13 protein-coding genes and 1 riboswitch are annotated in these 13,028 nt (G+C 69.4%); of the genes, 4 read left to right on the plus strand and 9 right to left on the minus strand.

Annotated elements, in window-relative coordinates; genetic code table 11:
- Positions 1-25 precede the first annotated feature (25 nt).
- Positions 26-1,873: a TonB-dependent vitamin B12 receptor gene (btuB, locus tag C1927_RS02950; protein WP_108745901.1), complete on the minus strand. Its 1,848-nt coding sequence runs from the start codon at positions 1,871-1,873 to the stop codon at positions 26-28.
- A 116-nt stretch (positions 1,874-1,989) separates the two neighbouring features.
- Positions 1,990-2,213: riboswitch (cobalamin riboswitch) on the minus strand.
- A 142-nt stretch (positions 2,214-2,355) separates the two neighbouring features.
- Here btuB and C1927_RS02955 point away from each other — a divergent pair.
- Positions 2,356-2,934 (plus strand): histidine phosphatase family protein, encoded by a 579-nt coding sequence (locus C1927_RS02955; RefSeq protein ID WP_108745902.1) that lies wholly within the window; start codon positions 2,356-2,358, stop codon positions 2,932-2,934.
- A 99-nt stretch (positions 2,935-3,033) separates the two neighbouring features.
- Here C1927_RS02955 and C1927_RS02960 read toward each other — a convergent pair whose 3' ends face one another.
- Both C1927_RS02960 and C1927_RS02965 read right to left on the minus strand, forming a co-directional pair.
- Positions 3,034-3,396, minus strand: a complete 363-nt coding sequence (locus C1927_RS02960; RefSeq protein WP_079220507.1) for a TfoX/Sxy family protein — start codon at positions 3,394-3,396, stop codon at positions 3,034-3,036.
- The gene (locus tag C1927_RS02965; RefSeq protein WP_079220508.1) at positions 3,393-3,875 is read right to left on the minus strand and encodes a GAF domain-containing protein; all 483 of its coding nucleotides are present in this window, start codon (positions 3,873-3,875) and stop codon (positions 3,393-3,395) included. The genes C1927_RS02960 and C1927_RS02965 overlap by 4 nt, the downstream gene beginning before the upstream one ends.
- Positions 3,876-3,957: 82 nt before the next feature.
- On the opposite strand from C1927_RS02965, the gene bioD reads away from it, so the two are divergent.
- Positions 3,958-4,635: a dethiobiotin synthase gene (bioD, locus tag C1927_RS02970; RefSeq protein WP_174208716.1), complete on the plus strand. Its 678-nt coding sequence runs from the start codon at positions 3,958-3,960 to the stop codon at positions 4,633-4,635.
- Positions 4,636-4,757: 122 nt separating this feature from the next.
- On the opposite strand, the gene C1927_RS02975 is transcribed toward bioD, so the two are convergent.
- The 4 genes from C1927_RS02975 to msrB form a co-directional block, all read right to left on the minus strand.
- On the minus strand, positions 4,758-6,200 hold the full coding sequence (locus C1927_RS02975; RefSeq protein ID WP_108745904.1) for a PLP-dependent aminotransferase family protein: 1,443 nt from the start codon (positions 6,198-6,200) through the stop codon (positions 4,758-4,760).
- Positions 6,201-6,414: 214 nt separating this feature from the next.
- On the minus strand, positions 6,415-7,152 hold the full coding sequence (gene msrA, locus C1927_RS02980; protein WP_108745905.1) for a peptide-methionine (S)-S-oxide reductase MsrA: 738 nt from the start codon (positions 7,150-7,152) through the stop codon (positions 6,415-6,417).
- A gap of 15 nt (positions 7,153-7,167) precedes the next feature.
- Positions 7,168-8,934 (minus strand): cytochrome c biogenesis protein CcdA, encoded by a 1,767-nt coding sequence (locus tag C1927_RS02985; RefSeq protein ID WP_108745906.1) that lies wholly within the window; start codon positions 8,932-8,934, stop codon positions 7,168-7,170.
- A gap of 2 nt (positions 8,935-8,936) precedes the next feature.
- A complete protein-coding gene (gene msrB, locus C1927_RS02990; protein ID WP_108745907.1) occupies positions 8,937-9,512 on the minus strand; it encodes a peptide-methionine (R)-S-oxide reductase MsrB in 576 nt (191 codons plus the stop codon).
- Between the two features lie 144 nt (positions 9,513-9,656).
- On the opposite strand from msrB, the gene C1927_RS02995 reads away from it, so the two are divergent.
- Both C1927_RS02995 and C1927_RS03000 read left to right on the plus strand, forming a co-directional pair.
- A complete protein-coding gene (locus C1927_RS02995) occupies positions 9,657-10,376 on the plus strand; it encodes a response regulator transcription factor (protein WP_079220514.1) in 720 nt (239 codons plus the stop codon).
- Entirely contained in the window at positions 10,373-11,845 is a 1,473-nt protein-coding gene (locus tag C1927_RS03000) for a HAMP domain-containing sensor histidine kinase (protein ID WP_079220515.1), read from the plus strand. Before C1927_RS02995 ends, C1927_RS03000 begins: the two co-directional genes overlap by 4 nt.
- A gap of 247 nt (positions 11,846-12,092) precedes the next feature.
- On the opposite strand, the gene C1927_RS03005 is transcribed toward C1927_RS03000, so the two are convergent.
- Both C1927_RS03005 and queD read right to left on the minus strand, forming a co-directional pair.
- Complete coding sequence (locus C1927_RS03005) at positions 12,093-12,446, minus strand: phasin family protein (protein WP_108747756.1); 354 nt, start codon at positions 12,444-12,446, stop codon at positions 12,093-12,095.
- Between the two features lie 115 nt (positions 12,447-12,561).
- The gene (gene queD, locus C1927_RS03010; RefSeq protein WP_108745908.1) at positions 12,562-12,924 is read right to left on the minus strand and encodes a 6-carboxytetrahydropterin synthase QueD; all 363 of its coding nucleotides are present in this window, start codon (positions 12,922-12,924) and stop codon (positions 12,562-12,564) included.
- Positions 12,925-13,028 lie beyond the last annotated feature (104 nt).

Consider the following 13,028-nt stretch of genomic DNA (forward strand, 5'->3'; position numbering starts at 1 on the left):
GCCGGCACTACCATGGCCGGCGTGGTTACTTCGGCTGGTACCGCACGCTCAGCTGGTACTCGCGGCCCGGCTGGTTGAACCACGCCACGGTCTCGTAGCGGCGGTCGAACACATTGGCTGCGCGGGCCAGCAGCGACCACGACGGCGTCAGCGCGTACTCCGCGCGCAGGTCCAGCGTGCCGTAGCCGCGCACCTTCACCGTGTTGCTGGCGTCGTCGAAGCGCTTGCCGGCGCCCTGCACGGTCAGTCCGGCGCGGACGTCGCCGAAGCGGCGGTCCACGTCCAGGCGCGCGGTCTGCTGCGCGCGGCGCGGCAGCCAGTTGTCGAACTGCGCGCTGCCAGCGGTGCGGTTGCGCGGGTCGGTGTAGCTCAGCTGGCCATTGATGTCGAAGCCGGCCAGCACCACGCCTGCGGTCAGTTCGGCACCGCGGATACGCGCCTTCTCGATTTGCTGCATCATGAAGGTCGCCGCGTCGTAGGTGATCAGGTCATCGATGCGGGTCTCGTACACGTCCACGCCCCAGTGCCAGCCCTGGCCGTGCTGCGACAGGCCGATGTTGGCGCTCTTCGACGTCTCCGGATCCAGCGTCGGTACGCCGCTCCACGGGTCGTACAGGTCGCTGAAGGTCGGTGCCTTGAACGCTGTGCCATAACTGGCATTCACGCGCAGACCGTGGCCCAGGTCCATCGCCCAGCCAAGGCTGCCGGTGGCGTGGTCGCCGAACTGCGCGTTGTCGTCGTTGCGCGCGCTCACCTGCAGCTGGTGGCGGCCGAAACGGCCCTGGTACTGCACGAACACGCCGGTGTTGCGGCGGCTGTCCACGAGATAGCCGGCGCTGCTGCCATCCAGGTTGTCCTCGCTCCAGTCCACGCCGGTACTCAGCAGCTGGCCCTCGGCCAGGCCGATATCGGCCTGCAGCGAGGCGTTGTCGCGGTGCGTCTGCGCGCTGCCGGACACACCGAGGTCGCCGTAGTTGTCCGACTCGTTGTCGCTGCGGCCGACGCTGGCGGTGAAGGCCAGGCGCTCGGACGGGGTGTAGCGCACCTTGCCGGACATCACCTGTTGCAGCGTTTCCGAGTAGTTGTAGTAGCCGTCGTAGTGGTTCTCGCCTTCGGCACGCAGGGCGCTGCCTTCCACGCTCCACTGCTCGTTGAAGGTGTAGCCACCGCGCAGGCTCTTGGACAGGTTGCGGTAGCCATCGCGGTCGGGCTCATCGGCGAAGCAGCCGGTGAACAGCGTGGCCGAGCCGCGGCAGGCATTGATGCCGTCGGTGTGCTGGTAGGCGATATCGGCGCCGAACCAGCCGCGCTCGCCGCTGCCACCGATGCCACCGCTGGCTTCGCGCAGGCCATTGCTGCCGCCGCCCAGCTGGAAGTGCGGCGCAAACCCGCCCTGGTTGCGGCGGGTGAAGATCTGGATGACGCCACCGATGGCATCGGCGCCGTACAGGCTGGACTGCGGCCCGCGCACGATTTCCACGCGCTCGATCTGCGCCAGCGGCAGGTCCTGGTACATCGCCAGGCCAAGGTCGGCACTGTTGATGCGCACGCCATCGACCAGCACCACGGTGTGCGAGGAATTGGTGCCGCGCAGGAACAGCGAGCTCTGCTTGCCGAGGCCACCGCTGTTGGTCAGGTTGATGCCGGCGCGGCCGGCCAGCAGTTCCTGCAGCGAGGTGGCCTGGCTGGATTCGATCTGTGCGCGGTCGATCACCTGCGCCGGTGCGATGCTGTCCTGCAGGGCGATGGGGGTGCGCGTGGCGGTCACCAGCACCTGATCCAGCGCAGCGGTGTCATCGCTCGCCTGGGCATGGGCCAGGGCGGGCAGGGCGGCCAGCACGGCCAGGGACAGCATTCGGAACTGCAGCTTCATCGGGAGGACTCCGGGTGCCACGCACGCCCGCGTGGCGAAGGGGAGGAGCCACGAAGGCAGGCACGCGCCGAAGCCGCGGCAGATGCCGCGATCATCCAGCGCCATGCCCACCGCATCGCGACCTGAGGCTTCCGGGCCGGTCTCCGGGCTTGCCGCCAGGTGGCGCGAGGCCACCGTCCAGGCGCCTTCCCATGCCGGTGGCACAGTGGCGGTATTGCCTGGAACAGACGTGCTTACCGTTGCGGGGGCAGCGCCGGCCTGGCGTGTTGCCACGCGTCACCGGCTTCCCGTTTCAACCTGCCGGCCGCGGCCGCAGGTCACCTGGAAGTGGGCGCAGTCTACGGCATCGCCGGCGGCCCGTAGAGTCGAGCTTGCTCGACTGCCTTGGCTGTGCCCGTAGAATATCCCCTCGCTCCCGTGGTGCCGTTGCCGATGTCCCGCTGTTTTCCGCTGTTCCCGCGTTGCCTGCAGAGGACGCACGCATGATCCTCGACCTGGTCCGCCATGCCGGCAACGGCCGCGACGAGTTCCTCGATGGCCGCAGCGATCCGCCGCAGCTGGCCCGCCTGCCGCAGGAACTGGTCGACGCCTATGCCGGGCACGACTGGCAGCGGGTGATCAGCTCGCCGCGCCTGCGCTCGCTGCATACGGCGATGGCCCTGGCCACCCCGCGCGGGCTGGACGTGGACGCGGACGAGGAATGGGAAGAACTGGATTTCGGCGATTGGGACGGACAATCGCTGTTCGACCTGCCGGAGGATGCGCTGGCGGCCTTCCACGCCGATCCGCATGCCTACCCGCCGCCCAATGGCGAAAGCTGGGGCCACTTCGAACGGCGCATTGCGCGCGCGCTGGATCGCCTGCTGGACGATGAGGATCCGCTGCCCACCGTGGTGGTCAGCCATGGCGGCCCGCTGCGCATGGTGCTGTCACAGGTCTGCGGGTTGCCGCTGTCACTGTGCTGGGCGCTGCGCATCGACCACGGCACGCGCCTGCGGGTGTGGCTGGAACGCGGTGAAGTAGGCCTGGTGGGCGAGCTGCTGGAACTGCAGCAGCCGTAACCGCGACCGCCGGGCATGGCCCGGCGCTACCGATCCCGCACGCCCGCACCGCCGTGGTAGTGCCGGCCGCTGGCCGGCATTCCCAGCAATGCGGACGCTCTAATCCTCGTCCGCGCTCTCGGCAAAGCGCTCTTCGCCGTCATCCTCGTTGTCGAAGCGCTGCTCATGCACCGGGCCCGATGCCGGGCCGGCGGCCTTCAACGGATGCGCGGCGATGCGTGCCTCGTAATCCTGCACCAGCGCCTCGCGCTGTGCTTCGCCCAGTTCCTGCCAGTGGCAATCCAGCAGCGCGCCTTCCAGCGAATAAAGCAGGTTCAAGCTGGGCTTGAAGCCGGCGCGCTTGACCTTGACGAAGGCCCCGACCGCGCCGAGCGCAGCCAGGTCCTCGCGGCTGCGCAGGCCGACCTGGCGCAGCCACGCCGCACTCTTCGGGCCGATGTTGCGCAGCTTGGGTGCGCTCATCCCAGGGCCTCGACGAACACGCGGGCGATGGCTTCCAGCCCGGCCTGGTCCTCGGCATCGAAGCGGCCCACCTTCGGGCTGTCGATGTCGAACACGCCGATCAGCTCATCACCGCGCAGCAGCGGCACCACCAGTTCCGAGCGCGAGGCCGAATCACAGGCGATGTGGCCCGGGAAGGCATCGACGTCTTCCACGCGCTGGGTGACGCGCTGGCTGGCAGCGGCACCGCACACGCCCTTGTCCAGCGGGATGCGCACGCAGGCCGGCAGGCCCTGGAACGGGCCGACCACCAGCTCCTTGCCGTCGTACAGGTAGAAACCCACCCAGTTCAGGTCGGGAAGGGAGTGGTAGACCAGTGCGGAGAGGTTGGCCGCGTTGGCGATGCGGTCGGACTCGCCGTAGACCAGGCCTCGGGCCTGTTCCAGCAGCTGGGCGTATTGTTCCGGCTTGCTGCCGGTGAGCGAGGCGTTGGCGAACATGCCTGCAGTCTAGCAAGCGTACGGGACCAGCGATAATGCACGCTCTGTTGCATGCCTGGAGCCATCGATGCCCCTGCCCACCCTGATGCCGCCGGCGGTGTTCGTCACCGGCACCGATACCGAGATCGGCAAGACCGCCAGCAGCACCGCGCTGCTGCATGCACTGCGCCGGCGCGGACTGCGCGCGGTGGGCATGAAGCCGGTCGCAAGCGGCAGCCAGGACCTGGGCCACGGCCTGCGCAACGAGGATGCGCTGGCGCTGCAGGCGGCCAGCTGGCCGGTGCCGGACTACGCCGATCTGAACCCCTATGCGCTGCGGCAGCCGCTGGCACCTGAACTGGCTGCGGCCGAGGACGGCGTGGAGGTGCAGCTGGCGCCGATCGTGGCCGCCTTCGAGCGCCTGCGTGCGCAGGCCGATGTGGTGGTGGTGGAAGGCGTGGGCGGCTGGCTGGCGCCGGTGTCGGCCACGCTGGACCAGCTCGACCTGGTGCGCGCGCTGCGCCTGCCGGTGCTGCTGGTGGTGGGCATGCGCCTGGGCTGCGTGAACCATGCACGGCTGACCGCGCAGTCGCTGCAGGCCAGCGGCGTGGAGTGCCTTGGCTGGATCGGCAACCACATCGATCCGGCCATGCAGCGCCAGGATGAAAACATCGCCACCCTCCAGCAGCGCCTGCCGATGCCGTGCTGGGGCCGCCTGCCGTACCTGCCGGGCGCGGATGGCCAAACCCTGGGCGCACACCTGGGAGCGGAGCAGCGGTAGAGTCGACTGTCAGTCGACTATCGCGCGCAGCGCGGGGTCTGATCAGGAGCAGTCGACCAACGGTCGACTCTACCCGGCAATCCGATACGAACGGCACCGCGATTGCCGGCCAGCGGCCGGCACTACCGCGCTGCCAGCTCCCGCGCGATCGCGCCCAGCCGTTCCACCGCGCTGATGAAGCGTGCATCCAGCGCCTGGCAGCACGACAGCCGCAGGCAATGCCGGTAGCGCGCGCCACGCGAATACACCTGGCCGGGCATGAACACGATGTCCTCGGCCAGCGCACGCTCGAACAGTTCACGCGTGTCCACGCCAGGCAGCTCCAGCCACAGCAGGAAGCCCCCCTGCGGTTCGGTGGCGCGGGTGCCGGCGGGGAAGTGCTCGGCCACCAGCTGCCGCAGGCGACCCACCTGTTCGCGGTACAGCCGGCGCATGCGGTGCAGGTGGTGCTCGTAGCTGCCCGCTTCCAGATAGGCGGCCACTGCATCACCCAGCAGCTGCGGTTCACCGCCGGTGGACTGGAACTTCAACAGGGCGATGCGCTCGGCGAAGCGACCACCATCGAGCCAGCCGATGCGGTAATCCGGTGCCAGCGTCTTGGAGAAGCCCCCCACCACCATCACCCAGCCATCGCGATCGAATGCCTTCAGCAGCGGCGCAGGCGGTTCGCAGAACTGCAGCTCGGCATACACCGCATCCTCGATCAGCGGCAGCTGGTGTGCGTTGACCAGTTCGGCCAGGCGCTGCTTGGCCGCCGTCGGCATGGTGCAGCCCAGCGGGTTGTGCACCGTGGGCATCACCACCAGCGCGGCCAGCGGCGTGTGCTCCAACAGCGCTTCCAGCGCATCGACGTCCAACCCGTGCTGCGGGTGGGTGGGCAGCTCGATGGCCTGCAGGCCGAGGTTGGCCAGCAACGGGTACAGGTTGAAGTAGGAGGGGGCCTCGATGCCGACGGCCGCGCCCGGTTCGGTCACCGCGCGCAGGGCCAGCTGCAGCGCTTCCATCGCGCCGTGGGTCAACAGCAGGCGGTCGGCGTGGGTGTGCAGGCCCATCCGCGGGCCGCGCCGTTCGATCTGTGCCAGCAGGCGCGGCGAGCCATTCGGGCGCGCATAGGTTTCCACCGTCTGCTGGCCGTGGCGCAGCACCTGTGCGGTGTGCCGGGCCAGCTGCGCGCCGGGATAGAACTGCCGCCCACGTGGCCCGGCGAAGGCGAGATCGATCACCCCGGGGCGTCGCTGCGCCTCGAGCACGCGGGCCATCAGCGCCTGCTGCAGCGGTGCGGTGGGGGCCGAGGGGGCATCGCGCAGTGATCGCTGCGGCACCGACAGGCGTGGCGCCACCTCGAAGCCGGCCTTCGGCCGTGGCACCACCAGCCCTGCATCTTCCAGCTGCCGATAGGCGGCGATGACGGTGTTCAGGCTCAGCTGGCGCTGCGCCGCCATCTGCCGCAGCGAGGGCAGGCGGCTGCCCACCGGCAGGCGGCCGCCGTGGATCGCTTCGGCCAGTTCATCGGACAGGCGCTGGTAGCGCGGTGGGGCCGGGGTGGCGCGTGGATCTGTATCCATTGGACTGGCCTGCATCTGGAGCTGTACCCATGATGCCGCCGAGCCTAGCATGGTGCCGTCGGTGGGGCCTGATCGGGGCCTGGCCGATCCATTTCAAACGCATGGCCGCAGGGCCGTGCGTCTTTTTTTTGTAGAAATAGTGCCGGCCGCTGGCCGGCAACCGTGTCATCGCGATTGCGAGGATGCCGGCCAGCGGCCGGCACTCCCGGGTACGTCAGCGCATCGGCACCAGCGAGGCCTGGCGCCGGTACAGCGCGGGGAACTGCCTGCCCAGCGCGGCCAGCTTCGGTGCGTCGTAATAGCGGATGTAGGCCGCCTGCGGGTAGTTGGCCATGTAGTTCTGGTGGTAGCTCTCGGCGGGGTAGAAGCGCTGGCCGCTGGCGACCTGGGTGACGATCGGGCCGCGGTAGCTGCCGGCCTGGCCCAGCTGGCTGATGTAGGCGCGGCTGGCGGCCAGCTGCCGCGCATCATCGCTGAAGATCGCCGAGCGGTACTGGCTGCCGTGGTCGGGGCCCTGGTAGTTCAGCTGGGTGGGGTCGTGCGCCACCGAGAAGAACACCTGCAGCAGCTGGCCATAGCTGACCTGGCGCGGATCGTAGTCGACCTTCACCGCTTCGGCGTGGCCGGTGCGGCCGCTGCTGACCCGCTCATAGCGTGCATCGGCGGCACTGCCGCCCGCATAGCCCGCCACGGCATTGCTCACGCCCTTGACGTGCTGGAACACACCCTGCACGCCCCAGAAGCAGCCACCGGCAAACACCACGCTGGCGTGGGTGGCGTCATCGCTGAAGGCGGCGTCGCCGGCCGGTGCCGGCAGCGCCTGCACCGGCGCGCTGGCCGTGGCCGGTGCGGCCATCGCACCGTGATCCACCAGCAGCACGCCGGCCACCAGCGCCGTGGCGACCAGCCCGGCAATACCCGCCGCAATGCCCTGTTCAAAGGAGAATTTCATCGTGCCCTCCTGCTCTCAACCAAAGGTGAAGGCATAGGCCTGCACGCCCGCGTCGAGGAACTCGATCTCGAAGCGGTGCGGGCCGACCGTGCCGCGCTGGCGCACCAGCTGGTACAGACGGTTCTCGTTGACCACGCCACTGCCATCGGCGCCCACATCACTGCCGGCATCGGCGGCGGGCAGGGGCTTGCCATCCAGCCAGACGCGGAAGCGCACGGGCGTGCCGTCCTGCTTCGGCGCAAGCACCAGGTGCAGGTCGCGGGCGTGGAACTGGAAGGCGATGCGGCCGCCGCCCTGCTGCAGCTGCGCGGCTTCGTTGGTGATGGTCCAGTGCCCGGACAGGCCCCACTGGTTCAGCGCAAGGCTGGCCGGCAGCGTGTAGTCGAAGGCCGCATCGGTGCGCTGCCCGCCGGGCGAGGCGAAGTGCTCGGCGCGGGCATGGCCCAGGTAGGTTTCCGGCGAGCGCAGGTTGCCCATGTCGGCCTGCGTGGCCACGCCCTGCAGGTCGGCGGCGGCCGGGTCGGCCGGTGGCGGCAGGTCGGTCTGGCCGGCTTCGGCCAGCAGGCGGCGGATCACCTGTTCCGAATGCGCGTAGTTGCCTTCACCGAACTGGTGGGCGCGGATGTTGCCCTGCGCATCAACGAAGTACTGCGCCGGCCAGTACTGGTTGTTGAACGCGCGCCAGATCGAATACTGGTTGTCCAGCGCCACCGGGTACTCGACCTTCAGCTGCTGCACCGCCTTCATCACGTTGCGCGGGTCGCGTTCGAAGGCGAATTCCGGCGTGTGCACGCCCACCACCACCAGGCCATGGTCGCGGTAGCGGCGCTCCCATTCGTGCACGAACGGCATCGCGCGCAGGCAGTTGATGCAGGAATAGGTCCAGAAATCGATCAGCACGACCTTGCCGCGCAGCTGTTCGGCCTGCAGCGGCGGGCTGTTGAGCCAGCCGGTGGCGCCGTCCAGGGCGGGCAGGGTGCCTTCCACCGGCAGCGGCGCATTGGCGGCGTTGGCACCGGCCATCATCATCATCGGTGGCGCGGCCGGCTGGGCACCGGGTACGGCGTCCAGCAGGCCCTGCTCGATGCGTGCGGTGCTGACCGAGGACAGGCGGGTCAGCAGGCCGGTATCCCAGCCCAGGCCGATGGCCACCACCGCCAGCAGCGCGGCCACGCCCAATGCCTTGCGCAGCACGTCGCCCAGGCCGAGCCGCGCCTGCAGGGCATTGAACACGCGGCCACCGATCCACACCGCCAGCGCGAGCGCCGTCGCCGCACCCAGCGCGTAGGCCAGCAGCAGCCCACTGGTGCCCACGCTGGCGCCGTGCAGTGCCGCACCGGTCAGCACCAGGCCCAGGATCGGCCCGGCGCACGGTGCCCACAACAGGCCGGTGGCGATGCCGATCAGCAGCGAGGTCCACGCCCCGCCACGGCCGGCATCATCGGCGGCATCGGCGCGCGCGCTCAGCCGTGCACCCACGCGCTGGAACGGCGCCAGCAGGTGGTCGGCCAGGCGCGGCCAGAGCAGTGCCAGAGCGAACACGGCCATCAGCACCAGGGCCACCCAGCGGCCGATCTGGTTGGCCTGGGCCACCCATTGGCTGCCCACGGCGGCCAGGCTGGCGACCACGGCGAAGGTCAGCGCCATGCCCAGCAGCAGCGGCAGCGTGCTGCGCAGGAACGGCCGGTTGGCGCGTGCGAACACGAAGGGCAGCACCGGCAGGATGCAGGGGCTGAGCAGGGTCAGTACGCCGCCCAGGTAGGCCAGCAGCAACAGCAGCATCATCAGGCTCCAGAAACAGGGGAAGAACCGAGCGGCACGCGCCAGCCACCGTCGCTGTCCTGCCGGGCCGCACCGGGCTGGAACAGCAGGGCGGCACCGTTCATGCAGTAGCGCAGGCCGGTCGGGCGCGGGCCATCGTTGAAGACATGGCCGAGGTGGCCGCCGCAGCGGCTGCAGTGCGCTTCCACCCGCAACATGCCGAAGGTGGTGTCGCGGTCCTCGCCGACGGCGCCGTGCAGCGGTGCCCAGAAGCTGGGCCAGCCGGTGCCGCTTTCAAACTTGGTGGACGAGGAAAACAGCGGCTGCTGGCAGCCGGCGCAGGTGAACGTGCCCTGCCGGTGTTCCCGATCCAGCGGGCTGCTGCCGGCGCGTTCGGTGGCCTGCTGGCGCAGCACCGCGTACTGCGCCGGGGTCAGCAGCCGGCGCCATTCGGCGTCGCTGCGCATCAGCGGGAACTGTCGTGCCGGGCGGTTCTCGGCGGCGGCCGTGGCGGGGCGGCTGCACGCGCCCAGGCCGAGCACGCCAGCGGCGGTGGCAAGACCACCCAGGCCCAGCAGGTGGCGGCGGGTGAGGGGCATGGCGGACTCCGGGAAGGGGCGACGGGGCCATGCTGCGCCTGCCCGGGTCAACGAATCCTCACGCAGGATTCAATTTTTCGTGAGGTATCGGTGGCCAAGCCGCGCCACAATGCGGGCAGCCTCCACACTGGCCCTGAGTTGCCGATGTCCGCAAAACGCGTCCTGATCGTTGAAGACGATGCCCACATCGCCGACCTGCTGCGCATGCACCTGGCCGACGAGGGCTACGACGTCGCCCACGCCGCCACCGGCGATGCCGGCCTGCGCCTGCTGGAACAGGACGGCCCGTGGGACGCGCTGGTGCTGGACGTGATGCTGCCCGGCGTGGACGGCCTGCAGATCTGCCAGCGTGCCCGGGCGATGGCGCGCTACGTGCCGATCATCATCATCAGCGCACGCGGCAGTGAAACCCAGCGCATCGTCGGCCTGGAACTGGGTGCGGACGATTACCTGGCCAAGCCCTTCTCGATGCCCGAACTGGTGGCCCGCGTGCGTGCGCTGCTGCGCCGTGCCGAAGCCATGGCGCAGAACGCGCGCATCGATGCCGGTGCCGTGGAAGTGGGTGGCCTGCAGCTGGACCCGGTGGCGCGCACCGCCTCGGTCGATGGCAGCGCGCTGGAGCTGACCCCGCGTGAGTTCGACCTGCTGCTGTTCTTCGCCCGCCACCGCGACCAGGTGTTCGCGCGGATGGAACTGCTCAACCAGGTCTGGGGCTACCAGCACGATGGCTACGAGCACACGGTGAACACCCACATCAACCGCCTGCGCAGCAAGATCGAGGGCGACCCGGCAAACCCGCGCCGGCTGCTGACGGTGTGGGGTCGCGGCTACAAGCTGGTCGATCCGGCCGGGGCGGCGGCATGATCACGCCAAACCTGTGGCAGAAGCTGGCAGCGGTGATCGCCGCGCTGATGCTGATGTGCTGCATGGCCCTGCTGGCCCTGCAGATGCGTGCCAGTACCCGCCACGAACAGGAAGTGGTGCAGCGGCTGTCGCTGGGCCTGGCCGAACACATCGCCCAGCGCAGCGAGCTGATGGACACCAGCGGCATGCGCGATACCGCGGTGCGCGCGCTGTTCGGCCAGTTGATGGCGGTCAATCCCAGCGTGGAGGTCTACCTGCTGGACGACCAGGGCCGCATCCTCGGCCATGATGCGCCCAGCGGCCACCTGCTGCGCGACCGTGTCGACCTGGCGCCGCTGCGCCACCTGCTGGCCGGTGCGCCACTGCCGATCCTCGGCGATGACCCGCGCAGCACCGGCGGCCGCAAGGTGTTCAGCGTGGCCCCGCTGGTGGTGCAGGGTCGCCAGGCCGGCTACGTGTACGTGGTGCTGGTAGGCGAGCACCGGCAGATGCTGGCCGACGATCTGGCCGCCAGCAACCAGTGGAACACCACCCTGTGGTCGGTGCTGCTGGTGGGCGGGCTGGGCCTGCTGGCCGGGCTGGTGGCCTTCTACTGGGTCACCCGGCCGCTGCGCCGGCTGACCCGGCGCATCCAGGCCTTCGACATCGATGCACCCACGCCGTTGCCGGCGCCGGTGCCACTGCGCAGCGGCGAGCGCGATGAACTGAAGATCCTCGAGCATGCCCACGCGCAGATGGCGCAACGGCTGGGCGAACAATGGCAGCAGCTGCGCCAGCAGGACCTGCAGCGCCGCGAACTGGTGGCCAACATCTCCCACGACCTGCGCACGCCGCTGTCGTCGCTGCATGGCTACCTGGAAACGCTGGCGCTGAAGGAAGCCACGTTGTCGCCGGACGAACGCCGCCGCTACCTCGGCATCGCCCTGGCGCAGAGCGCGAAAGTGGGCCGCCTGGCCCGCGCGCTGTTCGAACTGGCGCGGCTGGAGCACGGCGAGGTACGCCTGGAATGGGAGGTGTTCGCGCTGCCGGAGCTGCTGCAGGACGTGCTGCAGAAGTTCGAGCTGGCGGCGCAGGCGCGCGGCCAGCACCTGCACGCGGATTTCCCGCCGGGCCTGCCGTTGGTGCGCGCCGATCTCGGCCTGGTCGAGCGGGTGCTGACCAACCTGCTCGACAACGCGCTGCGGCATGCGCCCGAGGGCGGAGAGGTGCGCGTGCAGCTGCGCGCCATTGAAGGCAGCGTCGAAGTGAGCGTGGCCGATGATGGCCCGGGCGTGGCGCCGGCGCTGCGCGCGCAGCTGTTCCAGGCGCCGGCGGCACTGGGGGCGCGACGTGGCGAGAACGGTGGGCTGGGCCTGCTGATCGTGCAGCGCATCGTGCAGCTGCACGGGCGCCGCATCGAACTGCGGCCGAGCGAGGCGGGGGCGCTGTTCGTGTTCGCCCTGCCGCGCGCCGACCACGCGGCGCCCTGACCGCGCCGCTGCGCTCGCCGGGCATGGCCCGGCGCTACCGGTCTCTGGGGCGTCACCCGGCCATGCCCGGTAGATCCACGCCATGCGTGGACGCGCTTCACCAGATCGCACCTGACCGGTAGATCCACGCCATGCGTGGATGCGCTTCACCGGAATCGCAGGCAAAAAAAGACCCGGCAGAGGGAGGGATCTGCCGGGTCCGGATTGCATGGGGGGAGGGACCCATGCAATGAGCGTGGGCGGGACGTCAGTGGCTGTTGCCGGTGGCGTCCGCCGTTGTATGTGCCTGGCCCTGCACCAGGTCGGACCAGGCGCGACCGGCCTGCAGGCCCAGATCGACCACGTCCTGCTGGGCCTGGCCCAGCCGCTGCAGGTTGTCCTGCCACAGCTGTGCGCCCTTGGGCAGCAACCCGGCCGGATCTTCGCTGCGGGCCAGTTCGCCCAGCCAGCCGCCGGTCGCGGTCAGGTTGCGTTCCATCGCCTTCAGCTGCACGCCGAACATGCTCTCGGCATTTTCCAGCGCCAGTCGGTTCGCACGCGTTGCCGCAGCCGCCAGCTGGCGGGTGGCATCACTGAAACGATCGGCGAAGGCGTTGGCCATGGCGGCATCGAAAGCGGTTGATGCAATGCAGCATACGCCGATCATGCCGCAATGCAACAAAAATCATGAAGGCGCTCGAGGCGCCTTCAGAAAGCCTTATGGATCAATGGCTTGATCAGGCGGTCGGGCCGCGGTAGCGGCAGCCGGAGGTGCAGGTTTCGTGCACGGTGATCTCGCTCAGCGCGGGCAGCACCGGCTTCAGCTCGTTCCAGATCCACACCGCCAGGTTCTCGCTGGTCGGGTTTTCCAGGCCGGGGATGTCGTTGAGGTAGTGGTGGTCCAGGCGGTCGTAGATCGGCTGGAAGGCGGCTTTGACGTCGCCGAAATCCATGATCCAGCCGGTCTGTGCACCCGGCTCGCCTTCCACCTTCAGTTCCACCCGGAACGAATGGCCGTGCAGGCGCGCGCATTTGTGGCCCGGCGGCACGTTGGGCAGGCGGTGGGCCGCCTCGAGCATGAAGACTTTGAAGATTTCCATGGCGCGATTGTACGCCGGCCCCGTCGTCGCGATCGTCCCGGATGTTGGGTTTCCGTAAAGGAATTCTTTCCATCCGGATGAAGAGATGATAGCTTTTCTTATAT

It is taken from the genome of Stenotrophomonas sp. ZAC14D1_NAIMI4_1, assembly GCF_003086775.1.
GTDB lineage: Bacteria > Pseudomonadota > Gammaproteobacteria > Xanthomonadales > Xanthomonadaceae > Stenotrophomonas.

Bases quoted from the DNA above. Each gene is read 5' to 3' on its own strand.
- msrA (WP_108745905.1), bottom strand. From the start codon at position 7,152: ATGAAATTCTCCTTTGAACAGGGCATTGCGGCGGGTATTGCCGGGCTG.
- msrB (WP_108745907.1), bottom strand. From the start codon at position 9,512: ATGCCCCTCACCCGCCGCCACCTGCTGGGCCTGGGTGGTCTTGCCACC.
- btuB (WP_108745901.1), bottom strand. From the start codon at position 1,873: ATGAAGCTGCAGTTCCGAATGCTGTCCCTGGCCGTGCTGGCCGCCCTG.
- C1927_RS02995 (WP_079220514.1), top strand. From the start codon at position 9,657: ATGTCCGCAAAACGCGTCCTGATCGTTGAAGACGATGCCCACATCGCC.
- queD (WP_108745908.1), bottom strand. From the start codon at position 12,924: ATGGAAATCTTCAAAGTCTTCATGCTCGAGGCGGCCCACCGCCTGCCC.
- C1927_RS03000 (WP_079220515.1), top strand. From the start codon at position 10,373: ATGATCACGCCAAACCTGTGGCAGAAGCTGGCAGCGGTGATCGCCGCG.
- C1927_RS03005 (WP_108747756.1), bottom strand. From the start codon at position 12,446: ATGGCCAACGCCTTCGCCGATCGTTTCAGTGATGCCACCCGCCAGCTG.
- C1927_RS02985 (WP_108745906.1), bottom strand. From the start codon at position 8,934: ATGCTGCTGTTGCTGCTGGCCTACCTGGGCGGCGTACTGACCCTGCTC.
- C1927_RS02965 (WP_079220508.1), bottom strand. From the start codon at position 3,875: ATGTTCGCCAACGCCTCGCTCACCGGCAGCAAGCCGGAACAATACGCC.
- C1927_RS02955 (WP_108745902.1), top strand. From the start codon at position 2,356: ATGATCCTCGACCTGGTCCGCCATGCCGGCAACGGCCGCGACGAGTTC.
- C1927_RS02960 (WP_079220507.1), bottom strand. From the start codon at position 3,396: ATGAGCGCACCCAAGCTGCGCAACATCGGCCCGAAGAGTGCGGCGTGG.
- C1927_RS02975 (WP_108745904.1), bottom strand. From the start codon at position 6,200: ATGGATACAGATCCACGCGCCACCCCGGCCCCACCGCGCTACCAGCGC.